This is a genomic window from Noviluteimonas caseinilytica (assembly GCF_018406605.1).
Taxonomy (GTDB): Bacteria; Pseudomonadota; Gammaproteobacteria; order Xanthomonadales; family Xanthomonadaceae; genus Noviluteimonas; species Noviluteimonas caseinilytica.
Window position 1 is genome coordinate 752687 of the sequence record NZ_AP024545.1, and the last position, 23926, is coordinate 776612.

Annotated in this window: 22 protein-coding genes; 5 read left to right on the forward strand and 17 right to left on the reverse strand. The window is 68.3% G+C overall.

Going from position 1 to position 23926, the window contains the following annotated elements; genetic code table 11:
• Positions 1-4: 4 nt before the first annotated feature.
• From ruvA to aspS, 6 genes are read right to left on the reverse strand one after another with little or no spacing between them, the layout of a single operon-like run.
• Complete coding sequence (gene ruvA, locus LYSCAS_RS03805; protein WP_213435819.1) at positions 5-592, reverse strand: Holliday junction branch migration protein RuvA; 588 nt, start codon at positions 590-592, stop codon at positions 5-7.
• Positions 593-611: 19 nt separating this feature from the next.
• Positions 612-1133 (reverse strand): crossover junction endodeoxyribonuclease RuvC, encoded by a 522-nt coding sequence (gene ruvC / locus LYSCAS_RS03810; protein WP_213435822.1) that lies wholly within the window; start codon positions 1131-1133, stop codon positions 612-614.
• Between the two features lie 10 nt (positions 1134-1143).
• Positions 1144-1878: a YebC/PmpR family DNA-binding transcriptional regulator gene (locus tag LYSCAS_RS03815; protein ID WP_213435824.1), complete on the reverse strand. Its 735-nt coding sequence runs from the start codon at positions 1876-1878 to the stop codon at positions 1144-1146.
• Between the two features lie 38 nt (positions 1879-1916).
• Positions 1917-2495 carry an esterase/lipase family protein gene (locus LYSCAS_RS03820; protein ID WP_213437562.1) on the reverse strand — a complete coding sequence of 193 codons (579 nt, stop codon included), beginning with the start codon at positions 2493-2495 and terminating at the stop codon, positions 1917-1919.
• Positions 2496-2545: 50 nt separating this feature from the next.
• Positions 2546-3076 carry a GNAT family N-acetyltransferase gene (locus LYSCAS_RS03825; RefSeq protein ID WP_244858716.1) on the reverse strand — a complete coding sequence of 177 codons (531 nt, stop codon included), beginning with the start codon at positions 3074-3076 and terminating at the stop codon, positions 2546-2548.
• Positions 3077-3081: 5 nt separating this feature from the next.
• Complete coding sequence (gene aspS / locus LYSCAS_RS03830) at positions 3082-4848, reverse strand: aspartate--tRNA ligase (protein WP_213435826.1); 1767 nt, start codon at positions 4846-4848, stop codon at positions 3082-3084.
• Between the two features lie 129 nt (positions 4849-4977).
• Between aspS and LYSCAS_RS03835 the strand changes: the two genes are divergently transcribed.
• The gene (locus LYSCAS_RS03835) at positions 4978-6048 is read left to right on the forward strand and encodes a GGDEF domain-containing protein (protein ID WP_213435827.1); all 1071 of its coding nucleotides are present in this window, start codon (positions 4978-4980) and stop codon (positions 6046-6048) included.
• Here the strand turns inward: LYSCAS_RS03835 and LYSCAS_RS03840 are convergent.
• The 3 genes from LYSCAS_RS03840 to clpB all read right to left on the reverse strand — a co-directional run bounded on the left by LYSCAS_RS03840 (position 6045) and on the right by clpB (position 10923).
• The gene (locus LYSCAS_RS03840) at positions 6045-6350 is read right to left on the reverse strand and encodes an FmdB family zinc ribbon protein (protein ID WP_213435829.1); all 306 of its coding nucleotides are present in this window, start codon (positions 6348-6350) and stop codon (positions 6045-6047) included. The two genes, LYSCAS_RS03835 and LYSCAS_RS03840, sit on opposite strands and share 4 nt — an antisense overlap.
• 6 nt (positions 6351-6356) lie before the next feature.
• Positions 6357-8213: an ABC-F family ATP-binding cassette domain-containing protein gene (locus LYSCAS_RS03845; protein ID WP_213435831.1), complete on the reverse strand. Its 1857-nt coding sequence runs from the start codon at positions 8211-8213 to the stop codon at positions 6357-6359.
• 124 nt (positions 8214-8337) lie between these two features.
• On the reverse strand, positions 8338-10923 hold the full coding sequence (clpB, locus tag LYSCAS_RS03850; RefSeq protein ID WP_213435834.1) for an ATP-dependent chaperone ClpB: 2586 nt from the start codon (positions 10921-10923) through the stop codon (positions 8338-8340).
• Between the two features lie 143 nt (positions 10924-11066).
• On the opposite strand from clpB, the gene LYSCAS_RS03855 reads away from it, so the two are divergent.
• Complete coding sequence (locus LYSCAS_RS03855; protein WP_213435836.1) at positions 11067-11828, forward strand: lysophospholipid acyltransferase family protein; 762 nt, start codon at positions 11067-11069, stop codon at positions 11826-11828.
• Here the strand turns inward: LYSCAS_RS03855 and LYSCAS_RS03860 are convergent, their stop codons facing one another.
• The 4 genes from LYSCAS_RS03860 to rluD are packed head-to-tail and all read right to left on the reverse strand — an operon-like array spanning position 11829 to position 14530.
• Positions 11829-12239: a thiol-disulfide oxidoreductase DCC family protein gene (locus LYSCAS_RS03860; RefSeq protein WP_213435838.1), complete on the reverse strand. Its 411-nt coding sequence runs from the start codon at positions 12237-12239 to the stop codon at positions 11829-11831. It lies immediately after the preceding gene.
• Positions 12226-12756 (reverse strand): DUF4166 domain-containing protein, encoded by a 531-nt coding sequence (locus LYSCAS_RS03865; RefSeq protein WP_244858654.1) that lies wholly within the window; start codon positions 12754-12756, stop codon positions 12226-12228. Before LYSCAS_RS03865 ends, LYSCAS_RS03860 begins: the two co-directional genes overlap by 14 nt.
• Complete coding sequence (gene pgeF / locus LYSCAS_RS03870) at positions 12753-13523, reverse strand: peptidoglycan editing factor PgeF (protein ID WP_407075156.1); 771 nt, start codon at positions 13521-13523, stop codon at positions 12753-12755. Before pgeF ends, LYSCAS_RS03865 begins: the two co-directional genes overlap by 4 nt.
• Complete coding sequence (gene rluD / locus LYSCAS_RS03875) at positions 13523-14530, reverse strand: 23S rRNA pseudouridine(1911/1915/1917) synthase RluD (RefSeq protein WP_213435844.1); 1008 nt, start codon at positions 14528-14530, stop codon at positions 13523-13525. The genes pgeF and rluD overlap by 1 nt, the downstream gene beginning before the upstream one ends.
• 109 nt (positions 14531-14639) lie before the next feature.
• Here rluD and LYSCAS_RS03880 point away from each other — a divergent pair, with 109 nt between their 5' ends.
• A complete protein-coding gene (locus LYSCAS_RS03880; protein WP_213435846.1) occupies positions 14640-15500 on the forward strand; it encodes an outer membrane protein assembly factor BamD in 861 nt (286 codons plus the stop codon).
• A gap of 56 nt (positions 15501-15556) precedes the next feature.
• Here the strand turns inward: LYSCAS_RS03880 and LYSCAS_RS03885 are convergent, their stop codons facing one another.
• From LYSCAS_RS03885 to sucC, 4 genes are all read right to left on the reverse strand, one after another.
• On the reverse strand, positions 15557-17200 hold the full coding sequence (locus tag LYSCAS_RS03885) for an NAD+ synthase (RefSeq protein ID WP_213435848.1): 1644 nt from the start codon (positions 17198-17200) through the stop codon (positions 15557-15559).
• A gap of 40 nt (positions 17201-17240) precedes the next feature.
• Positions 17241-18338 carry a DNA topoisomerase IB gene (locus LYSCAS_RS03890; protein ID WP_213435850.1) on the reverse strand — a complete coding sequence of 366 codons (1098 nt, stop codon included), beginning with the start codon at positions 18336-18338 and terminating at the stop codon, positions 17241-17243.
• Positions 18339-18439: 101 nt separating this feature from the next.
• The gene (gene sucD, locus LYSCAS_RS03895; RefSeq protein ID WP_213435852.1) at positions 18440-19315 is read right to left on the reverse strand and encodes a succinate--CoA ligase subunit alpha; all 876 of its coding nucleotides are present in this window, start codon (positions 19313-19315) and stop codon (positions 18440-18442) included.
• 11 nt (positions 19316-19326) lie between these two features.
• Positions 19327-20493 (reverse strand): ADP-forming succinate--CoA ligase subunit beta, encoded by a 1167-nt coding sequence (gene sucC, locus LYSCAS_RS03900; RefSeq protein ID WP_213435854.1) that lies wholly within the window; start codon positions 20491-20493, stop codon positions 19327-19329.
• 198 nt (positions 20494-20691) lie between these two features.
• Between sucC and LYSCAS_RS03905 the strand changes: the two genes are divergently transcribed.
• Both LYSCAS_RS03905 and LYSCAS_RS03910 read left to right on the forward strand, forming a co-directional pair.
• A complete protein-coding gene (locus LYSCAS_RS03905) occupies positions 20692-22281 on the forward strand; it encodes a sensor histidine kinase (protein ID WP_244858656.1) in 1590 nt (529 codons plus the stop codon).
• Between the two features lie 64 nt (positions 22282-22345).
• Positions 22346-23788, forward strand: a complete 1443-nt coding sequence (locus LYSCAS_RS03910; RefSeq protein ID WP_213435858.1) for a sigma-54-dependent transcriptional regulator — start codon at positions 22346-22348, stop codon at positions 23786-23788.
• Positions 23789-23926: the final 138 nt, after the last annotated feature.

Here is a 23926-nt window from a genome sequence, read left to right on the forward strand (position 1 = left end):
GGGCTCAGCGGAGCGCGGACTTTAGCGCCTTGCGGATGATGGTGGCGGCCTCGTCCCCGGCGGCCGCGGCGTCGCGCGCCATGCGGACGGCTTCGGCCGGCTTGTAACCCAGTTGCTGCAGGGCCACGACGGCTTCGGACATGGGATCGGCCGGCACGCTGCCCCCGATCGGCCCGCCGCCCCCGCCGAAGTCGGCCGCGCGGTCGCGCAGCTCGACCACCATGCGCTCGGCGGTCTTCTTGCCGATGCCGGGGATGCGGGTCAGGGCCGTCACGTCGCTGGTCTGCACCAGGCGCGCGAACTCGTCGACGCTGGTGCCGGACAGCACGGCCAGCGCGATCTTCGCGCCGATGCCGCTCACCCGCTGCACGTCGCGGAACAGGCGGCGCTCGCCTTCGCGCAGGAAGCCGTACAGCGACACGCTGTCTTCCTTCTGTGCGTAGTGCGTGAACAACGCGACTTCGCGCCCGACGTCCGGCAGGTCGTAGAACGTGCTCATCGGCGCTTCGAGCTCGTAGCCCACGCCGTTGACGTCCACGACCAGCCACGGCGGCTGCTTGTGCACGAGGATTCCCTTCAGGCGTCCGATCAAGGCGTGGCTCCAGGATGGGTCAGCGACGACGCAGCAGCGCGATGCTCGCGCCGGCGCGCAACGCGGTCGCGCTCATGTGTGCGTGGGTGAGTGCGACCGCGAGCGCATCGGCGGCGTCGGCCTGCAGGCGCACGTCGGGCAGCTTCAGCAACAGGCGCACCATGTGCTGCACCTGGCCTTTTTCCGCCGCGCCGCGGCCGACCAGCGATTGCTTGATCAGGCGCGGGGCGTATTCATGCACGGCCAGGTGGCGGCGCACCACGGTAGCCAGCGCCGCGCCGCGCGCGTGCCCCAGCTTCAGCGCCGAGCTCGCGTTCTTGTCCATGAAGACGGTTTCGATGGCCACTTCGTCCGGCCGCCACGCATCGATCAGCGCTTCGAGGCCTTCGCACAACTTGCCCAGGCGCGCGGGGAAATCCGCGGCGTCCAGCAGCACCAGGGCTTCGGCATGGACGAACGTGCAACGCCCCGTCGCGTCGACGTCGATCACGCCGACGCCGGTGCGCTGGGAACCGGGGTCGATGCCGAGGATGCGGGTCACGCGCTCGAGTCTACGCCGCGTATGCGTCGGCGCCGAGGTCGGCGTTCGAGTAGACGTTCTGGACGTCGTCCAGGTCTTCCAGCCAGCGCAGCAGCTTGACCACCTGCTGGGCGGTTTCGCCGGAGACGGCGATGTCGTTGTCGGCGCGCATCGTCACTTCGGCGATGTCGGGCTTGAAACCCGTGCCTTCCATCGCGGCCTTGACCACGTCGAAGGCGTCCGGCGCGGTGAGCACGTCGATGGATCCGTCGTCGGGATAGACCACCACGTCGTCGGCGCCGGCGTCGATCGCCGCTTCGGTGATGCGGTCTTCGTCCGAGCCCGCGGCGAACGACAGCACGCCCACCTTCTTGAACATGAAGGCCACCGAGCCATCGGTGCCCAGGTTGCCGCCGAACTTGCCGAACGCATGGCGCACGTCGGCCACGGTGCGGACCTTGTTGTCCGTCAGGCAGTCCACGATCACCGCGACGCCGCCCGGGGCGTAGCCCTCGTAGCGGATTTCCTCGTAGCTCACGCCTTCCAGTTCGCCGGTGGCCTTCTTGATCGCGCGCTCGATGACGTCCTTGGACATGTTCACCGACAGGCCGCGATCGATGCCCGCGCGCAGGCGCGGGTTGGTCGCCGGATCACCGCCGCCGGCACGCGCGGCGACGCCGATCTCGCGGATCACCTTGGTGAAGATCTTGCCGCGCTGGGCATCGACGGCGTTCTTGCGGGCTTCGATGGAAGGGCCACGACCCATGGGGAACCTGATCTGCGACTGGTGCGGGGGCGCAGATTCTACTCGTGGGTGAAGCGTCCCGTGCGCAGGAACGCCACCGCCTGGTCCGCCGCGGCGTGCGACACGAGCAGGCCGCTGTGGCTGGCATCCACCACCACGTGGTCGGCCAGACCCGGCAACTGCGTTTCGGCGATGGCGACCGTGCCGTCGTGGTCCCCGTCGAAATGGCCGAAGAACCGGCCCAGCCCGTGGGGCGCGCGGCCGGCGACCACGCCGAGCTCGGCCTGCCCGTTCCAGCTGGGGAACCCCGTGCGCAGGAGTGCTGCGCTGCGCCCGAGCAGCATCGTGGACATCGGGAAGCGCAGCACCCCGGCCGCCGCGCCGCTGCCGCCGAGCGGCGCGCCCAGGCATACGATGCGGCGCACCGGCAGGTGCGGTGCGTCGTGCAGGGCCTGCAAGGCGATCAGGCCGCCCAGGCTGTGCGCGACGATATGGGTGTCGCGTTCGCCGATGGTTTCGATCAGGCGCGGCACCGCGAGGTCCGGGCCGTCGGCGACGCTGGCGTACGAAAAGATTTCGGTGTCGAACCCCGCCGCCTGCAGGCGCCCGGCGAGCCAGTGCATCGCCATGCCGGGCATCCACAGCCCGTGCAGCAGGAGGACGCGCGGCTTGCCGGCGCCGTCGGGGCTCACGCCTTCGGGCCGCGCCGCAGGATGAATTCCGGATCGCGCACGCTGCCGACCAGGAATTCGTAGTTGCCCACTTGCTCGAAGCCCAGGCGCTGGTAGAAGCGCTGCGCACCGAAGTTCTGCGACCACACACCGATCCACAACGTCGTCGGGCCGTCTTTCTCCAGCCAGTCGAACGCGGTGTGGATCAGGCGGCTGCCCGTGCCGCCGTTCTGCGCGGACGGCAACAGGTAGATGCGCTTGAGCTCGCCGTCCTCGGGCTTCACGTCCGCGTGCGGCAACGTGCACGGGCGACCGGCGAGCGCGTAGCCCACCGCTTCGCCGTCGCGTTCGGCCAGCCACACGGCGCACGCGGGATCGGTGAGGTACTTGCGATGCACGTCGACCGAATAGCTGTCGTGCAGGAACTGCGCGAGGTCCGCCGGCGGATACAGGTGCCCGAACGCTTCCACGAACGCGCGTTCGGCCAGCACCGACCACGCCTGCGCGTCGTCGGGCGTGGCGCGGCGGATCACGACTTCGCTCGCCACCGCGCTCACGTCGCGGGCTTCTCGCGCACCGACACGTGCACTTCGGCGAGTTGCTTGTCCGGCACCGGCGACGGCGCGCCGGTCATCAGGCACTGCGCGGTGGTGGTCTTCGGGAACGCGATGACGTCGCGGATCGATTCCGTGCCCGCCATCAGCGCGGCGATGCGGTCGATGCCGAACGCGATGCCGCCGTGCGGCGGCGCGCCGTACTTCAGCGCGTCGAGCAGGAAGCCGAACTTGCCTTCCGCTTCTTCCGCGCCGATGCCGAGCAGTTCGAACACCGCCGACTGCATCGCCGAGTTGTGGATGCGGATGGAACCGCCACCGATCTCGTTGCCGTTGAGCACCATGTCGTAGCCGCGCGAGACCGCGGTCTTCGCGTTCGCGCGCAGGTCGTCGATGCTGTCCACGGCCGGCGCGGTGAACGGGTGGTGCAGCGCGACGAAGCGGTTTTCTTCGTCGTCCCACTCGAACATCGGGAAGTCGGTGACCCACAGCGGCGCCCAACCGTCGGCGACGAGGCCGAGGTCCTTGCCGAGCTTCAGGCGCAGCGCGCCCATGAAGTCCGACGCGCTCTTGTACGTGGCCGCGCCGAAGAAGATCGCATCGCCCGGCTTGGCACCGGTCGCGTCGAGGATCGCTTTCTGCGTGGCGTCGTCGAGGAACTTGGCGATCGGCGAATTGATCGCGCCGGTCTCGTCGAGCTTCATCCATGCCAGGCCCTTCGCGCCGTACTTGGCGGCGTGCGCGGCGTAGTCGTCGATCTGCTTGCGCGAGAACTGCGCGCCGCCCGGCGTGCGCAAGGCCACGACGCGACCGTCGGCGTGGTTCGCCCAATCGGTGAACACCTTGAACTCGCAGGTCTTCACCAGCTCGGCGATGTCGGTGAATTCCATCGCGATGCGCAGGTCCGGCTTGTCCGACCCGTAGCGGCGCATGGCTTCTTCGTACGTCATGCGCGGGAACGGGTTGGCCAGTTCGACGTTCATCACTTCGCGGAACACGACGCGGATCATGTCTTCCACGGTGTCCTGCACGTCGCGCTCGGACACCCACGCGAACTCCATGTCGAGCTGCGTGAATTCCAGCTGGCGATCGGCGCGCAGCGCTTCGTCGCGGAAGCAGCGCGCGATCTGGTAGTAGCGGTCGAAGCCCGCCATCATCAGGATCTGCTTGAACAGCTGCGGCGACTGCGGCAACGCGTAGAACTCGCCGGGATGCATGCGCGCCGGCACCAGGAAATCGCGCGCGCCTTCGGGCGTGGCCTTCGTCAGGATCGGCGTTTCGATGTCCTGGAACCCGCGCGCATCGAGCCAGCGGCGCAGCGACTGCACCAGCCGGATGCGCGTGCGCATCATCTGCTGCATCTCCGGGCGGCGCATGTCGAGGTAGCGGTACTTCAGGCGGATGTCTTCGCCCGGGTTTTCGTGCGCGTGGAACGGCAGCGGCTCGGCCTTGTTCAACAGCTCGATCTTCGTCGCCACCACTTCCACCTGGCCCGTGCGGAGCTTGGGGTTGACGCTGGAACGGCGGCGCACGGTGCCGGTGATGCGCAGGCAATCCTCGTAGCCCACCTTCGCGGCGGCTTCGACGACTTCGGCATTGCCGGCGACGTCGGCCTGTTCGGCGACCACCTGCACGATGCCTTCGTGGTCGCGCAGGTCGATGAAGCACAGGCCGCCGAGGTCGCGGGCGACGTCCGCCCAGCCGCACAGGGTGACGGTCTGTCCGACCAGCGCCTCGTCGACGAGGCCGCAGAAATGGGTACGCATGGGGGGGTCCGAACCGGGAGGCCGGGCATTTTAGCCGAGGGGCGCGGGGAGCATCGGTCCGATGCACGGCCGGAATGGGGGTCTTTCGGCCGTTAGGCTTCTCGAAGGCGGGCATTTTTGGGGAGAGGGATGGAGTTTCCGCGGGATCGCGAGGCCGCCTACGTCCAGCGCATGTTCGGTTGGCAGCGGCAACGCCTGCGCCGCCTGGTGCTGCTGGCGCCCGTGCTGCTGTTCCTGTTCGTCGCGCTGCAGGCCCTGCTGATGCCCGCGCCGCTGTCGGACTGGCTGCACGATCCGCTGCTCTACGTGGGGCTGGTCGTGCTGACGGCGGTGGCGCTGTGGATGCGCACCCTGCACGACGCCAACCTCTTCGCCGCCGGTGGCGTGGCGCTGCAGACCCTGTTCCTGGTGTCCTGCGCGATGAGCACGCGGCCCGGGCACGGGGGCGTGGGCCTGCTGCTGCCGATGTTCGTGGCCACGCCGCTGGTCACCGCGCCGTTCTGGGCGCGCAACTCCACGGTGATGATGGCGATCCTGCTCGGATACCTCTCCGGCGCGCTCGCGCTGTGGCACGCACATGCCGGCAGCACGGTGTGGCTGGCCTACGGGGTGCAGGCGCTCGGCGGCGGGATCGTGGCGATGGCGATGCACGCCACCGTCGACCACGCGCGCCGCAACTACTTCCTGGCCGAGGAAGAGCTGGCCGAACGCGCGCGCCTGGATGCCCTCACCTCCACGCTCAACCGCCGCCATTTCATCGAAACGGGCGAGCTGATGCTCTCGCACATGCGCCTGGGCCAGCACCTGGCGGCGTGCTTCATCGACCTGGACCACTTCAAGCGCGTGAACGACCAGGGCGGGCATCGCATCGGCGACCAGCTATTGGTCGCGGTGGCGCGGCGCCTGCTGGAGCTGGAAGGCCACGGCCGCTTGATCGGGCGGCTCGGCGGCGAGGAGTTCGCGATGCTGCTGCCGGGGCTGCGGATGGCGGAAGCGGAACAACTGCTGCAGTCGGTGTGCGCCGATATCGGGGAGATCGCGGTGGAAGGCCACGCGTGCACCGCGAGCGTGGGCATCGCGGAGTGGCAGCCCGGGGAAACGCTGTCGGACCTGCTGCATCGCGCGGACCTGGCGTTGCTCAACGCCAAGCGCAACGGGCGGAACCGGATCGTGCAGTGGTCGGAGGATGTCGCGGCCTAGTCGGCCTTCGGCACCGGTTTGGATTCGGCCGGCTTGGATTCCGCGGGCTTGCTCTCCGCCGGCTTCGCGTCCGCCACCGGCTTCGGCGCACCTTCGACGAGGTTGCGCTTCTTGTCGCCGTCCTTCTTGAAGTCCGTCTCGTACCAGCCGCTGCCGGACAGGCGGAACGACGGCGCGGTGAGCTGGCGCTTCACCGCATCGGTCTCGCACTTCGGGCAGGCGCTCGGGTCGGGGTCGGACATCTTCTGCAGGCGATCGAACTCGTGGCCGCAGGACGTGCATTCGAAGGCGTAGATGGGCATGGCGTATCAGGCGGTTTCGTAGAGGGCGAGCAAATCGGCTTCGGCGCGCGCGAGGTCTTCGCGCAACTGGGCCTGCTGGCGGCCCAGGTCGGCGGCCTTCGCCGCGTCGGCATACACCTTGGGGTCGGCGAGGCTGGAATCCAACGTCGCGATGCGCGATTCCAGGTCCGCCACGCGCGCTTCGGCCTTCGCCAACGCGTGCGGATTGGTCTTGCCGGCGGGCTTCTTGACCGGTGCGGGCGCGGGGGCCGGCGCGGCCTTGGCCTGCTTGTCGGCCTTCGCCGATTCGCTGCCCGGGCGCGAACGCAGCCACGCGGCGTATTCGTCCAGGTCGCCGTCGAAGGCTTCCACCTTGCCGTCGGCCACGCGCACGAAGGTGTCGCACACCAGGCCGATCAAGTGGCGGTCGTGCGAGACGAGCACGATCGCACCGTCGAAATCGCTGAGCGCTTCGGCCAGCGCTTCGCGCATGTCGAGGTCCAGGTGATTCGTCGGTTCGTCGAGCAGCAGCACGTTCGGTTGCTTGAACGCGATCATCGCGAGCGCCAGGCGCGCCTTCTCGCCGCCGGAGAACCCGTCGATCGATTCGAACGCGCGGTCGCCGGGGAAATTCCACTTGCCGAGGAAATCGCGGAACTGCTGCGTCGGCAGGTCGCCCGCCACCTTGCGCAAATGATCGATGGGCGTCTGCCCCGCCATCAGCGATTCGACCGTGTGCTGCGCGAAGTAGCCGATGCGCATGTCGGGATGCGCGTTGCGTTCGCCGTCGATCAACGGCAACTCGCCGACCAGCGTCTTCACCAGCGTCGATTTACCCGCGCCGTTCGGGCCGAGCAAGCCGACGCGATCGCCCGCTTCGAGGCCGAAGCCCACGTCGCGCAGGATGCGCACGTCGCCATAGCCGGCATCGACGTGGTTCAAACGCACGAGCGAATTCGGCAGGCGCTGCGGCGCGGGGAATTCGATGCGCAGCGAACGCTCGGCGCGCACCGCCTCGGTGCCCGACAGCTTCGCCAGGCGCTTCATGCGCGACTGCGCCTGCTTGGCCTTGCTGGCCTTGGCCTTGAAGCGATCGATGAAGGATTGCAGGTGCGCGCGTTCGATCTGTTCCTTCTCGTGCGCGATCTGCTGCTGGCGCAGCTGTTCGGCGCGCTGGCGCTCGAACGCGGTGTAGTCGCCGGTGTAGAGCTTCGCGCGGCCTTCGTGCAGGTGCAGCGTGTGCGTGGTGATGTTGTCGAGGAACTCGCGGTCGTGCGAGATCACCAGCAGCGTGCCGGGATAACGCAGCAGCCACTGTTCGAGCCACAGCACGGCGTCGAGGTCGAGGTGGTTCGTCGGTTCGTCGAGCAGCAGCAGGTCGCTCGGCGTCATCAGCGCGCGCGCGACGTTGAGGCGCACGCGCCAGCCGCCGGAGAAGTCGGACACCGCCTTCGAATGCGTTTCCGCGGGGAAGCCCAGGCCATGCAGCAACCGGCCCGCGCGCGCGGTGGCGTCGTAGCCGTTCAACTCTTCGAGCTTGTGGTGCGCCACCGCGACCGCTTCCCAGTCTTCGTTCGCGAACGCGTTGGCTTCCATCTGGATCGCGTCGTGCACGGCCTGGTCGCCGGACAGCACGAAGTCGATCGCCGAATCCGGGAGCGACGGGGTTTCCTGCGCCACCCAGGCGATGCGCGCCTTGCCGGGCAGGTCCAGGTCGCCCTTGTCCGGCTCCACCTCGCCCATCAGGGCGGCGAACAACGAGGTCTTGCCCGTGCCGTTGCGGCCGACCACGCCCACGCGCCAGCCGGCGTGCAGGGTGAGGTCGACATCGGACAGGAGGAGGCGCTCGCCGCGGCGGAGAGCGAAATTGCGGAAGGAAATCATGGGGGCGGAATTCTAGAGGAGCCGGGACCGGGGACTGGGGACCAGGGACCGGGGAAAAGCGGGGGCGCAGTTTGACAGCTCTTGCTTCCCCCTGGTCCCCGGTCCCTGTCCCCGGTCCCGCCATTCAGGCTTTCCGGAACACCAGGTGCCCGCCCTCCGCCTCGACGACGATGGAATCCCCGCTCCCGAACTCCCCGCCCAGGATCTTCGTCGCCAGCGGATTCTCCAGCTGCTGCTGGATCGCCCGCTTGAGCGGCCGCGCGCCGTAGACCGGGTCGAAGCCGACGTTGCCCAGCAGCTGCAGCGCCGAATCGCCGATCTCGATGCGGATCCCGCGCTCGGCCAGGCGCTTGTCCAGGTACTGCGTCTGGATGCGGGCGATCTCGCGGATCTGCGCCTTCGACAGCGGATGGAAGACCACGATGTCGTCGAGCCGGTTGATGAACTCCGGGCGGAAGTGCGCCTGCACCGCGCCCATCACGGCGGCCTTCATCTGCGTGTAGCTCTCGGCCGAGTCGTCGGAATACAGCTCCTGGATCATCTGCGAGCCCAGGTTGGACGTCATCACGATCACCGTGTTGCGGAAATCGACCGTGCGCCCCTGCCCGTCCGTCAGGCGCCCGTCGTCGAGCACCTGCAGCAGGATGTTGAACACGTCCGGATGCGCCTTCTCGACTTCATCGAGCAGGATCACGCTGTACGGGCGGCGACGCACCGCTTCGGTGAGATAGCCGCCTTCTTCGTACCCGACATAGCCCGGGGGCGCGCCGATCAAGCGCGCGACCGAGTGCTTCTCCATGAACTCGCTCATGTCGATGCGCACCATCGCGTCCGACGAATCGAACAGGAAATCCGCGAGCGCCTTCGTGAGTTCCGTCTTGCCCACGCCCGTGGGGCCGAGGAACAGGAACGACCCATTCGGGCGATTGGGATCGCTCAGCCCCGCGCGCGAACGGCGGATCGCATCGGACACCGCGCGCACCGCTTCGGCCTGGCCGATGACGCGCTTCTGCAGCTGTTCTTCCATCTTCAGCAGCTTCTCGCGCTCGCCTTCGAGCATCTTGCTGACGGGGATGCCCGTCCAGCGCGACACGACTTCGGCGATTTCTTCGGCGGTCACCTTGTCCTGCAGCAGCGTGAAGCCCTTCGATTCGGCTTCCTGCGCGGCCTGCAATTGTTTTTCCAGTTCCGGGATGCGGCCGTACTGGATTTCGCTCATCTTCGCGAAGTCCTGCTTGCGCTGCGCCGCTTCCAGTTCGAGCTTGGCCTGCTCGATCTGTTCCTTGAGTTTGGTTGCGCCCTGCAGCGTGGCCTTCTCGGCCTTCCACACTTCCTCGAGATCGTTGAACTCGCGCTCCAGGCGCGCGATCTCGTCTTCCAGGTCCGCCAGGCGCTGCTTCGATTCGGCGTCCTTTTCCTTCTTCAGGGCTTCGCGCTGGATCTTCAGCTGGATGAGGCGGCGTTCCTTGCGATCCAGTTCCTCCGGCTTGGAATCGATCTCCATGCGGATGCGCGAGGCCGCTTCGTCCATCAGGTCGATGGCCTTGTCGGGCAACTGGCGGTCGGCGATGTAGCGATGCGACAGCGTGGCCGCGGCGACGATCGCGGGATCGGTGATCTCCACGCCGTGGTGCACCGCATAGCGCTCCTTCAAACCACGCAGGATCGCGATGGTGTCTTCCACGCTCGGCTCGCCGACGAACACTTTCTGGAAACGGCGCTCCAGCGCAGCGTCCTTCTCGACGTACTTGCGGTATTCGTCGAGCGTGGTGGCGCCGATGCAATGCAGTTCGCCGCGCGCGAGCGCGGGCTTGAGCATGTTGCCGGCATCCATCGCACCTTCGGCCTTGCCCGCGCCGACCATCGTGTGCAGCTCGTCGATGAACAGAATGATCTGGCCTTCGTTCTTCGCCAGGTCGTTGAGGACGGCCTTCAGGCGCTCCTCGAATTCGCCGCGGAACTTCGCGCCGGCGATCAGCGCGCCCATGTCGAGCGACAGCACGCGCTTGCCCTTCAATCCTTCGGGCACTTCGCCGTTGATGATGCGTTGCGCCAGGCCTTCGACGATCGCGGTCTTGCCCACGCCCGGCTCGCCGATCAGCACGGGGTTGTTCTTCGTGCGGCGCTGCAGGACCTGGATGGTGCGGCGGATTTCCTCGTCGCGGCCAATCACCGGATCGAGCTTGCCGGACTCGGCGCGCGTGGTGAGGTCGATCGTGTACTTCGCCAGCGCCTGGCGCTGGTCTTCGGCGTTTTCGTCCTGCACTTTCTCGCCGCCGCGCATCGCGTCGATGGCGGCGTCGAGTTTCTGCTTGGTCGCGCCCGCGGCCTTCAGCGCGCGGCCGGCGTCGCCGTTGTCATCGATGGCGGCCAGCAGGAACAACTCGCTCGCGATGAACGCATCGCCCTTCTGCTGCGCGAGCTTGTCGGTGACGTTGAGCAAACGCGCCAGGTCGTTGGAGACGCTGACGTTGCCGGCCTGGCCGGAGACCTTCGGCAATTTGTCGAGCGCTTCGCCGAGGCGTTCGCGCAGCAGCGGCACGTTCACGCCGGCCTGGGTGAGCAGCGGGCGCGTGCCGCCGCCCTGCTGGTCGATCAGCGCAGCGAGCAGGTGCGCCGGTTCGATGACGCTGTGGTCGCGGCCCACGGCCAGCGACTGGGCGTCGGACAGCGCTTGCTGGAAGCGCGAGGTGAGTTTGTCCATGCGCATGGGAATGGAAGCTCCTGGAAACGTGAGGCCCGGCGCCGGGCCGGCGAATAGCCTGCAGATGCGGCCGTGGAGACGGGATGCAAGGCGCCGGGCCCGGTATCCTCCGCATCCTTTCGTCCTGTCTTTCCCTGAGGTCCTGCTGCATGGCCGTGGTCATCCGGCCCACGCTCCCGGCATTCCTGCCGGCCGCGGGGTGGTTTGCGCTCAATGCGCTGCAATTGTTCGCCCTCATCGTCTTCACCGTCGCCGGGATCCCGGTCGCGCTGCTGGTCGCCCTCCTCCGGGGCCCGGCGCCCGCGCTGCGCATGGCCCGCTGGTACTGGGCGCCGTTGTTGCTGGGCGGCGCGGGCGTGGACCTGGTGGTCGAAGGCACCGATCGCGTCGCCTGGGACAAGCCGCTCGTGCTCGTCAGCAACCACGCGTCGATGATGGACATCGTCGTGTTGTTCCGCGCGGTGCCGGCGCCGTTGCGTTTCATGCTCAAGCGCGAACTGGCGATGGTGCCGTTCGTGGGCTGGTATGCGCGCGCGATGGGCATGGTGTTCATCGATCGCGGCAATGCGCGCGATGCGCGGCGCAAGCTCGGCGATGCCGTCGACAAGTTGCGCGACGGCGCGACGCTGGTGGCGTTCCCCGAAGGCACGCGCAGCAAGGACGGCCACGTCGGCGCGTTCAAGGGCGGTGCGTTCCAGGTCGCGATCGAAGCAGGCGTGCCGGTGGTGCCGGTGACGATCACGGGCAGCGGCGCAGTGTTGCCGCCGTCGGGCTTCCGCGTGCGGCCGGGGACGATAGTGGTGCGCTTCGGCGATCCGATCGCGACCGAGGGGATGTCGGTGCAGGCGCGGAATGCATTGGCGCAGCAGGCGCGCGAACGCGTGGTGTCGATGGCGAACGGCGGCGCCTAGCTACTGCAGGAAGCGTTCGGCCTCCGCCGGCGACGGCACGCGGCACGCCGCATGGCGGCCGAACCAGCGATAGCGGTTGCGCGCGAGCATGCGATACAGCGGATCGCCCACCGCACCCGGGATCAGTCGCAACACGTGCGCGGCACGCCACGCACCCCCCAAGCCGGTGAGCACGCGACGAATGCCGTCGACATCGCGATACGCGTGTTCGCCTTCGATCAGCAGGAACGACGACGGATCGTCCGGATCCAGCCCGTGCGTGGCGAGCAACGTGCGTCCGGACGGTGCCTGCATCGCCGCGAAGCGATAGCGCCCGCGCCGGTCGTGGCGCAACAGGAAATCGATCCAGCCGTTGCACAGCACGCACGTGCCGTCGAACACGATCACGGCGCGGGCGTCAGGCGGGGACAAGCCAACCCTCGTAACGGATGAGGCGGCCGATCACCGGCATCGCGGCTTCGACCAGGAATTCGTAGCGCCCTGCGTGTTCGCGCTCGCGGCAACGCACGTCGGCGAACCAGCGCGCGGGCAGCGGCAAAACGCCGAGCAACCGCACGCCGGCGGTGCGCCAATGGATCTCGTCGTCGCGGGCGTCCAGCGCGAAGCGGAACGTCATCGGGCCGAGGCGCTCGTGCAGGAAACCGTCGCGCGCGGTGCAACGCGAACGCAGGCGGGCGCCGCCGAAATCGCGCGCCCACGTTTCTGCATCGTCGTGGATGGAAAACACGATGGTGGTCGGGACGGCGTGGCGCGACGGCGGCAGGCCGGTCATCGCGGCGCACAGCCGCGCGAGCGGATTCGTGCCGCGCAGGATCGAGGCTTCGCCGCGCCAGGTCGCCTGCGTGTCGATCGCATGCAAGGCACGGAGCTGGGGCGGAAGCGTATCGAACCTGGTGCCGAGGAGCCGGCGGAACAGCGGCGTGCTCAAGGCGCGATCCACGCGATCGTCGCCATGCGACCGGTGCGCTGGTCGCGGCGGTGCGAGTAGAAGCGCGGGTCGGCGATCGTGTCGAAGTCGCCGCCGTGGATGTCGGTGATGCCGGCGCGGGCGAGGCGTTGCCGCGCGAGTGCGTAGAGGTCCACGCGCCAATGGCCGGGGCGTGTCGCGAAGAAGGCGCGTTCGGCGTCGCGCGATTGCGACACGAAGGCGTCGTGCACTTCTTCCCCGATCTCATACGACGCCACGCCGGCCGCGGGCCCGAGCCACGCGACGATGTCCTCGCGCGGCGTGCGCATGGCATCGAGCGTGGTTTCGAGCACGCCGGCGGCGAGGCCGCGCCAACCGGCGTGGGCGGCGGCGAGTTCGTCGGCGTTGCGCGAGGCGAACACGACCGGCATGCAATCCGCGGTGAGGATGGCGAGGACGGTGCCGGGCGTGCGCGTGAGGGCTGCGTCGGCTTCGGGTTCATCGGTCTCCGGTTCGACCGCGACGTGCGTGCCGTGCACCTGGCGGATCCAGCGGGGCGCGGAGGGCAAGGCGAAGCGTTCGATCAGGTCGCGACGGTTCTGTTCAACGGAGGAGGCGTCGTCGCCGCTGCGGAGGCCGAGGTTGAAGGTGTCGAAGGGCGGCAACGAGTGGCCTGCGCCGAAGCGCAGGGTCGTGAAGGTGACGATGCCCGGAGACATCGGCCACGCCGCACGTAGCACCGCACCCTCTGGATTCCCGCCTTCGCGGGAATGACGGGCCGACTGCATTACTTGCCCTTCTCCACCGCAGCCCGCGCGTCATCGCGCAGCGCATCCATCAAGCCGCGCATGTCCGCCGGCACCGGCGCCGTGCAGCGCACCGGTTCGCCCGTCGTGGGATGCGTGAACTCCAACGTTTCCGCATGCAGCGCCTGCCGCTTGAACGTGCGCAGGGCTTCGATCAGTTCGGGCGTCGCGCCGCGCGGCAGCTTCAGCGGGCCGCCGTACAGCGGATCGCCGACGATCGGATGCTTCAGGTGCGCCATGTGCACGCGGATCTGGTGCGTGCGGCCCGTCTCCAGGCGGCATTCCAGGGCGGTGTGCGCGCGGAAGCGTTCGCGCAGCCGGTAATGCGTGATGGCTTCGCGGCCGTCCTCGCGCACGGCCATCTTGATGCGGTCGCGCGGATGGCGGTCGATCGCCAGGTTGGCGGTGCCGCCGGACACCAGCGCACCCACGACGACGGCGAGGTACTGGCGATGCACGCCGCGCGAGGCGAGCTGTTCGACCAGCGCGGTGTGCGCCGGCAGCGTGCGCGCGACCACCATGACGCCGGAGGTGTCCTTGTCGAGGCGATGCACGATGCCGGCGCGCGGCAGCGCGGAGAGGCCGGGGTCGCGATGGAGCAGCGCATTCACCAGCGTGCCGGTCGGATTGCCTGCCCCGGGGTGCACCACCAGGCCGGCGGGCTTGTCGAGGACGAACACCGCCTCGTCCTCGTAGAGCACGTCGAGCGGGATGTCCTCGGGGGCGGCGGTGGTCTGGATGTCCAGGACCACGATCAGCGAGACCGACTCCCCGCCGCGCACCGGATCGCGGCCGCGCACCTGCTTGCCTTCCAGCAGGGCGTCGCCGGTCTTGATCCACTCGGACAGGCGCGAACGCGAAAACTCGGGGAACAATTCGGCCAGCACGGCGTCGAACCGCCGCCCCGCCGCACTGTCGGGCACCACCGCGAAGCGCGGTTCCGCCTCCGGGGAGGTCTCGTTGATGGGGTCCAGCTCGGGGGTGCTCATGCGCAAGTCCGGTTCAGGCGCGGTACCGAACGTCGGCCCCGGGCAGTTGTGGCGGACTGGTATTATCCGCGCCTCGCGCCCCAAGCGCCCCTCACCCGGCTTCCCGTCCATGACTCATCGCTCCATGACGCTGCGCCCCCTGCTGTTCCTGCTGATCGCCCTGGTGCTGGCCACCTCGGGCTGCTCCAAGTTCAGCAAGCTGTGGAAGGACGAGAACAAGAACGAGGGCCAGCCGGTCGAGGTGATCTACGACAAGGCCCACGGCTACATGCGCGAAGAGCGCTGGGCCAGCGCGACCGAAACCTTCCAGCGCCTCGTCGCCCAGTACCCGTACGGTGCGTACACCGAGCAGGCGCTGATGGAAATGGCGTACGCGGAGTTCAAGTCGGGCAAGCACGACGACGCGATCTCCACGATCGACCGCTTCATCCGCACCTATCCCACGCATCGCAACATCGCGTACTTCTATTACCTGCGCGGGCTGTCCAACTCCACGCGCAACGCCATCTTCCTGTCGAAGGTCTTCGACCTGCAGATGAGCAACCGCGACCTGTCCACGCCGATGCAGGCCTACAACGACTTCTCGATCGTGGCCGAGCGCTACCCGAACAGCCGCTACGCCGCCGACGCGGGCCAGCGGATGATCGACCTGCGCAACCTGTTCGCGAAGCACGAGCTCGACACGGCGCTGTACTACCTGCGCCGCGGCGCCAACGTGGCGGCGATCGAGCGCGCGAAGTACCTGCTGGAGACGTATCCGCAGACCAGGCACCAGAACGACGCGGTCGCTGTGCTGGGCGAGGCCTACACCAAGCTCGGCAACACGGCGCTGGCCAACGATGCCCGGCGCGTGCTGGAGCAGAACGATCCCAAGCACCCGTGGCTCACGGGCGACTGGCCGGACTATCCGTCCAACTTCCGCAAGCTCAACCCGTTCGCGGGCGAGAAGAGCGCGGCGGGGCACGACTGAGGTCGTTCCAGGAGTTGAACTGAAAACCCCCGCGATCGCGGGGGTTTTTGTTTGGGCTACGAATATCCGTTGGTGATCGGATAACGGCGTTCGCGGCCGAAGGCGCGGCGCGACACCTTCGGGCCCGGCGCGGCCTGGTGGCGCTTCCATTCGCTGATGCGCACCAGCCGCAGCACGCGTTCCACCGTGGCGGCGTCGAAGCCCGCGGCGACGATCTCGTCGCGCGCCTGTTCCTGGTCGATGTGGCGATAGAGGATTGCGTCCAGCACGTCGTAGGGGGGCAGCGAATCCTGGTCTTTCTGGTTTTCGCGCAGCTCCGCCGACGGCGGGCGATCGATCACGCCCTCGGGGATCGCCAGCCCGCCATGCGGCGCCGCGCCGCCTGCGGCATTGCGCCAGCGCGCGAGGTCGTACACCTCGGTCTTGTACAGGTCCTTGATCGGCGCGTAGCCGCCGCACATGTCGCCGTAGATCGTGGCGTAGCCCACCGCGTACTCGCTCTTGTTGCCGGTGGTGAGCAGGAGGCCGCCGAACTTGTTCGACAGCGCCATCAGCAGCACGCCGCGGCTGCGCGATTGCAGGTTCTCTTCCGCCACGTCGGGCGCGCGATCGGCGAACAACGGGCCCAGCGCTTCCATGAAGCCCTTGAACGGCGCTTCGATCGAGACGGTTTCCAGCCGCACGCCGAGCGATTTGCATTGCACGGCGGCGAGGTCGTTCGACAGGTCCGCGGTAAAGCGCGACGGCAAGCGCACGGCGGTGACGTTCTCCGCGCCGATCGCATCGACGGCGATGGCGAGCACGACGGACGAATCCAGCCCGCCGGACAGGCCCAGCCACACCTTGTCGAACCCGTTCTTCGCGCAGTAATCGCGCGTGCCGCGCACGATCGCGCGCCAGGCGAGCGCGTCGCGGCCTTCGTCGTCTTCCGCGGGCCAGTGCACGGGCGCGAACTTGCGCGTGTCCGGATCGAAGTCCGCGATCAACAGGTGGTTTTCGAACGCGCGCGCCGCCGCATGCACGGTGCCGTCGCCGTCGGCGATCACCGACGCACCATCGAACACGACCGCGTCCTGCCCGCCGACCGTATTGAGATACGCGAGGGCGACGCCGGATTCGGCGACACGCTCCGCCAGCAGGCCATCGCGCTGCGCGTGCTTGTCGCGTTCGAACGGCGAGGCGTTGGGCACCAGCACGAGTTGCGCGCCGGCGTCGACCGTGCGCGCGAGCGGCTCGGGGAACCACAGGTCTTCGCAGATCACCAGGCCGATGCGCGCGCCGTCGAGCTCGAACATGCACGGTTCGCCGTCGGGGTCGACGTCGAAGTAGCGGCGTTCGTCGAACACGGCGTAGTTGGGGAGTTCGCGCTTGCGGTAGGTCTGTTCGATCGCGCCGTCGCGCAGCACGCTGGCGGCGTTGTAGACCACCGCGCCCGCGGCCTGCGGCCAGCCGACGACGGCGACGATGCCGCGCACTTCGCTCGCGATCGCCTGCATCGCGGCCTCGCAATCGGCGAGGAAGCGCGGGCGCAGCAGGAGGTCTTCCGGCGGGTAGCCGCTGAGGGCGAGCTCGGGGAACAGGATGACGTCGGCGCCGTGCTCGTCGCGCGCCTGCGCCGCCAGGCGCACGATGCGCGCGGCGTTGGCGGCGATCGCGCCGACCGGGAAATCGCACTGCGCCATCGCGATCCGAAGCGTCATCCGGGTCTCCTGCCCACGCGGGGACGCGCAGTGTATCGCGTCACTTCGCGGCGGATTTGCCGTTGCCTTTCGCCCTGGGCCGTTGCTTCGCCTCGCGCCGCGCGGCCCGCAGCAACCGCAGCGCCGCCTGCTCCCACTGTCGCGGGCCCTTCGCGTTGCCGGCCGCGCGCTGCAGGCGCCCGTCTTCCCACGCCGCGAACACCACCGGATCGATGTACGACTTCCGGCACACCGCCGGCGTGTTGCGCAGGGACTCGGCCACCGACTTCACCACCGTGTTGCACAACGCCGTCGCCACGCGCGCGTTGACGGTGCCGTTGGCCTTGCGCGGGACCTCCTGCACGGCGAGCAGGCGCAGCGCGCTCAGCGTGCCGCTCCAGGTGCGGAAATCCTTCGCGGTGAATTCGCCGCCCATCGCGGTCTGCAGGTAGTCGTTCACCGTGCCGGAGTCGACGGGCTGCGGATTGCCCTCGTCGTCTTCGTACTGGAACAACTGCTGCCCGCGCAGCTGCTGGATGCGGCGCACGATGCGCGACAGGCGCGCATCGTTGAGCACCACGTCGTGCTCCAGCCCGCTCTTGCCGCGGAAGCGCATGCGCATGCGTCCGCCCTTGAGGAATTCGACGTGGCGGTTGCGCAGCGTGGTCAGGCCGAACGACTTGTTGTCCTTCGCGTATTCGTCGTTGCCGATGCGCACCAGCGTGTCGGCCATGATGCCGACGACGATCGCGGTGACTTTCTCGCGCGGCAATCCCGGCAGGCCGAGGTCGCGGCGCAGCGCGCGGCGCAGGTGCGGCAACGCGGCGCCGAAGGCGATGATGCGGTCGAACTTTTCGGCATCGCGCACTTCCGACCAGCGCGCGTGGTAGCGGTATTGCTTGCGGCCGCGCGCGTCGCGCCCGGTGGCCTGCAGGTGTCCGTTGGAACGCGTGCAGATCCACACGTCGCGATACGCGGGCGGGATGGCGAGCTTGCGGATGCGTTGCAGCGTGGCGGGATCGCGGACCACGCGACCGGCGGCATCGAGGTATGCGAACCCCTTGCCGGCGCGGCGGCGGCGCAGGCCCGGATCGCTGTCGGAGACGTAGACCAGGCCGCCTTCTTCGGCGGATTGGACGTTGGGGTCGGTCGAGGCCATGCCGCAAAGTGGCGGCTGGCGTGTCAACGGAGTGTCCTGCTTCGTCGGCGGACCTCTCCCCAACCCCTCTCCTGGAAGGAGAGGGGCTCAAGCAGGAAGGCTTACTTCTTCAGGCGCGCCGCGATCGCCGCACCCAGGTCGCCCGGCGACTTCACCGTGGTGACGCCGGCCTTTTCCATCGCTTCGAACTTGCCTTCGGCCGTGCCCTTGCCGCCGGAGGCGATCGCGCCCGCGTGGCCCATGCGCTTGCCCTTCGGCGCGGAGGCACCGGCGATGAAGCCCACGACCGGCTTGGTCACGTACTGCGAAATGAATTCCGCCGCTTCTTCTTCGGCGCTGCCGCCGATCTCACCGACCATGATGATGCCTTCGGTCTGCGGGTCGTCCTGGAACCACTTCAGCGCGTCGATGAAGTTGGTGCCGTTGATCGGGTCGCCGCCGATGCCGATGCAGGTGGACTGGCCGAGGCCGACGTCGGTGGTCTGCTTCACCGCTTCGTACGTCAGCGTGCCCGAGCGCGACACGATGCCGATCTTGCCCGGCATGTGGATGTGGCCCGGCATGATGCCGATCTTGCACTCGCCGGGCGTGATCACGCCGGGGCAGTTCGGACCGACCAGCACGACGTCGTCGTACCCGGCCAGCGTGTTCTTGACGCGCAGCATGTCGAGCACCGGGATGCCTTCGGTGATGCACACGATCACCTTGATGCCCGCATCGGCGGCTTCCAGGATCGCGTCGGCCGCGAACGGCGGCGGCACGTAGATCACGGACGCATCGGCGCCGGTGGCGTCGACCGCTTCGCGCACGGTGTTGAACACCGGCAGGTCCAGGTGCGTGGTGCCGCCCTTGCCCGGCGTGACGCCGCCGACCACCTGGGTGCCGTAATCGACCATCTGTTCGGCGTGGAAGGTGCCCTGCGAGCCGGTGAAGCCCTGCACGATCACCTTCGTGTTCTTGTTGATCAAAACGCTCATGTGTCGGGTCCTTACTTGCGGGCGGCGGCAGCAACCGCCTTCTTCGCGCCGTCGTTGATGTCGTCGGCGGCGATGATCGCCAGTCCCGAATTCTTGAGGATCTCCTTGCCGGCTTCGACGTTCGTGCCTTCCAGGCGCACGATCACCGGCACCTTGACGTCGACTTCCTTGACCGCCGCGATGATGCCCTCGGCGATCATGTCGCAGCGGACGATGCCGCCGAAGATGTTCACGAAGATCGCCTTGATGTGCGCGTCGCGCAGGATCAGCTTGAAGGCTTCGGTCACGCGTTCCTTGGTGGCGCCGCCGCCCACGTCGAGGAAGTTGGCCGGCTCGCCGCCATTGAGCTTGATGACGTCCATCGTCGCCATCGCAAGGCCCGCGCCGTTGACCATGCAGCCGATGTTGCCGTCCATGGTCACGTAGTTGAGGTCGTGCTGGCTGGCGAGCACTTCGGTCTCGTCTTCCTGGCGGATGTCGCGCATCGCGGCGAGTTCCGGATGGCGGAACGTCGCGTTGTCGTCGGAGTTGATCTTGCCGTCGAGGACCGCGAGGTTGCCGTCGGTCATGATCGCCAGCGGGTTGAGTTCGACCAGCGCCAGGTCCTTCTCGTTGAACAGCTTCGCCAGGCCCAGCATGATCTTCGTCAGCTGGTTCACCTGCTTGGCGTTCAGGCCGAGCGCGAAGCCCATCTCGCGGCACTGGTAGGGCTGCAGGCCCTGCACGTAGTTCACGTGCAGCGTCTTGATGGCGTCCGGGTTTTCTTCCGCCGTCTTTTCGATTTCCACGCCGCCGTCGGCCGAGGCGATGAAGGTGATCGCCTTGCTCGAGCGATCGACCAGCACCGACAAGTACAGCTCCTGCGCGATGTCGGTGGCCTGGGTGATCAGCACGCAATCCACCGGCAGGGCGACGCCGGCCGACTGGTAGGTTTCCATCTTCGTGCCGAGCATGCCCTTGGCGTAGTCGCGCACTTCGTCGTAGGTCTTGGCGAGCTTCACGCCGCCGGCCTTGCCGCGGCCGCCCGCGTGGATCTGGGCCTTGACCACCCAGAAATCGCCGCCGATGGCCTTGGCCGCGTCGACGGCCTCCTCCGGCGTGCGCGCAACGCGCCCGGCCGGGACCGCGATGCCGTAGTCGGCAAACAACTGCTTCGCCTGGTATTCGTGGAAGTTCATGCGTCACCAATGAGGGGAGAGTCCCCGCGCGAAAAACCCCTCCCTGACCACGAGCGGGGCTCGTCGTCCGGCGGCCGATGGGCCGGGGCGCGCGAAAAGGGCGCGTATTGTCGCCGATGCCGCACCCGCGGGGCAAAGCCGCCGTCCCCTTGCGGCCGACCCCTATACTCCCGGCCAACCTCTGCCGGATTCCGAAGCTTGCCGCGCACGCCCGCCGCCCCCGCGACGACCGAAAGCGCCCTGCGCCGCGAGCTCTATTTCTTCACGCTCTACCGCGCCCTCGAGGCCGGATTGCTGGCGCTGGTCCTCTTCAGCCCCTTCGGCGGCTTCTTCGAGCAGGCGCGCTACCCCGTGCTCGGGCGCACCGCGGCCACCTGCTACCTGTTCGCGGCGGTCGTGCTGTTCATCACCGGCCGGCGCGGCGGGTTCCCGCAGCAGGCGTTGTGGGGCGTGCTGGTCGACATCGTTGCCGCCACGGTGGCGATCCATGCCTTGCCGGGCTCGGCCTCGGGCATCGCCCTGATGCTGCTGTTCAACGTGGGCGCGGCGTCGTTGTTCCTGCCGCTGCGCTACGGCCTGGGCGCGGCGGCGCTGGGCGGCGTGGCGCTGATCGGCGAATTCATCTGGAGCGCCTTCGACAGCGGCGGGTCGCTGCGCTCCACCGCCGAACTGCTGATGTTCTCGATCAGCTTCATGGCGGTGGCCACGCTCACCAACCTGCTGGGCCGGCAGATGCGCGACAGCCAGGCGCTCGCGGAAAAGCGCGGCGTGGAAGCGGCGAACCTGGCCGAGGTGAGCGAGCTGATCATCCACCGCATGCGCACCGGCGTGCTGATGATCGACGGCGACGGCCGCGTGCGCATCGCGAACGAAGCCGCGCGCCTGCTGATCGGCGGGCACAGCGACGACACCCTGGAAACGCTGGCGCCGGAACTCGAACGCCGCCTGCGCCGCTGGCGCCACGATGGCGTGTCCGACGACACACCGCTGCAACTGGCGCCCGACCTCCCGGAAATCGTCCCGCGCTTCACGCGCCTGCTGGCCGACAGCGACCAGTCGCTGGTGTTCCTCGACGACACCACGCTGCTGTCGCGCCGCGCCGAATCGATGACGCTCGCGACCCTCGGCCGTTTCTCCGCCAGCCTCGCGCACGAAATCCGCAACCCGCTCGCGGCGATCTCCTACGCGACGCAGTTGCTGGAGGAATCGCGCGAGATCCTCGACGCCGACCGCCGCCTGCTGGAAATCATCCACCAGCAGACGATGCGCATGAACGGCATCGTCGAGAACGTGCTGGGCCTGGCGCGCCGCGAACGCGCGCAGCCGGAATACATCGAGCTGGTCGGCTTCGCGCGGCGCTTCGCCGAGGAATACCGCACCAACCATCCGCTCGAAGAAGACACGCTCAACGTGACGTCCGAACACCCGTCGGTCCCCGCGCTGGCCGATCCGCGCCAGCTGCACCAGGTGCTCGTGGCGCTGGTGCACAACGCGCTGACCTACGGGCGCATGCCGGGCCAGCCGGCGCGCGTGACGCTGCACATCGGCAACCCGCACGGCCCGCAAATCGACGTGCTCGATCGCGGCCCGGGCATCCCCGAGACCGTCGCCGCGCAGCTGTTCCGTCCGTTCTTCACGACCTCCGGCCACGGCACGGGCCTGGGCCTCTACATCGCGCGCGAGTTGTGCCGCGCCAACCAGGCGACGCTGGAATACCTGTCGGTGCCGGGGGGCGGGTGTTGTTTCCGGATCCGGCTCGCGGGTCCGCATTCACTTCTTCCGACGTGATCGCATCGTCTTCCGCTTCACGGGGCGGTCCGGGTAAGGTGTGCCCCGGGGGAAAGGGAGCACGATGAACGACCAGCGCAGTGCATTGATCGTCGACGACGAGCGCGACATCCGCGAATTGCTGGTGCTCACGCTGGGTCGCATGGGCTTGCGCACCGAAACCGCGTCGAGCCTCGGCGAGGCGCGCGCGTTGCTCGCGGCGCACCGCTTCGACCTGTGCCTCACCGACATGCGCCTGCCCGACGGCTCGGGCATCGACCTAATCGGCGAAATCACGCAGCAATACCCCAACACGCCGGTCGCGATGATCACCGCGTTCGGCAACGTCGACGCCGCGGTGGAAGCCCTGAAGGCCGGCGCGTTCGACTTCGTCAGCAAGCCCGTGGACCTGGCCGTGTTGCGCGGCCTGGTGAAGCACGCGCTGGATCTTCCGCAGAAAGGCAGCAAGCGCAGCGCGAGCATCGCGGCGGCAAGCGACGTGCTGGCAACGCGCCTGTTCGGCGACTCGCCCGCCATCGTCGCGCTCAAGGCCACGCTCGGCAAAGTCGCGCGCAGCCAGGCGCCGGTGTACATCGCCGGCGAATCGGGCGTGGGCAAGGAACTCGTCGCGCGCACCATCCACGAACAGGGCGCACGCGGCGCAGGTCCCTTCGTGCCGGTCAACTGCGGTGCGATTCCCGCCGAACTGATGGAGAGCGAATTCTTCGGACACAAGAAGGGGTCGTTCACCGGCGCGCACGCGGACAAGCCCGGCCTGTTCCAGGCCGCCGACGGCGGCACCTTGTTCCTCGACGAAGTCGCCGAGCTGCCGCTGCCGATGCAGGTCAAGCTGCTGCGCGCGATCCAGGAAAAATCGATCCGCCCCGTCGGCGCGAACGCCGAAGTCCTCGTCGACGTGCGCATCCTCTCGGCCACGCACAAGGATCTCGGCGCGCTCGTCAACGAAGGCCGCTTCCGCCACGACCTGTACTACCGCATCAACGTCATCGAACTGCGCGTGCCGCCGCTGCGCGAACGCCGCGACGACCTGCCGGGCCTGGCCGATGCGATCCTGCGTCGCCTCTCCGGCGCGCAGGGCCGCCACCTGCCCGCGCTCAGCGCGGACGCGGTGGATGCGCTGCGCACCTATCCCTTCCCCGGCAACGTGCGCGAACTGGAGAACATCCTCGAGCGCGCGATGGCGCTGGCCGAAGGCGACGTCATCGAACTCGCGGACCTGCGCCTGCCCGTCTGGGGCCCGGCGATGACCACGCCGGCGCAGCCCGGCGCGCGCGAACCGGTGCGCGAAGCCCCGCTGATGCGCGAACCGATGACGCGCGATCCGCGCACCACCGATCCGCGCGACAGCATGACCAGCGCGTTGCCGAGCTACATCGAAGAGATCGAACGCAACGCGATCCAGCAGGCGCTCGAAGACAATCGCTACAACAAGACCAAGGCCGCCGCGGCCCTCGGGATCACCTTCCGGGCCCTGCGCTACAAGCTCAAGAAGCTCGGCATCGACTGAGCTGGCCGCTCGTTGCCGCTGGCAACGTCTCCTTCCTTCGCCGAAGTGCGATGTGCCCATGACCGTCCGTCACCTGACGGAAGGTGGCCTTTCCTGCCCTTTCGTGGCACGGACGGTGCGACCTTATCTCTTCGCATG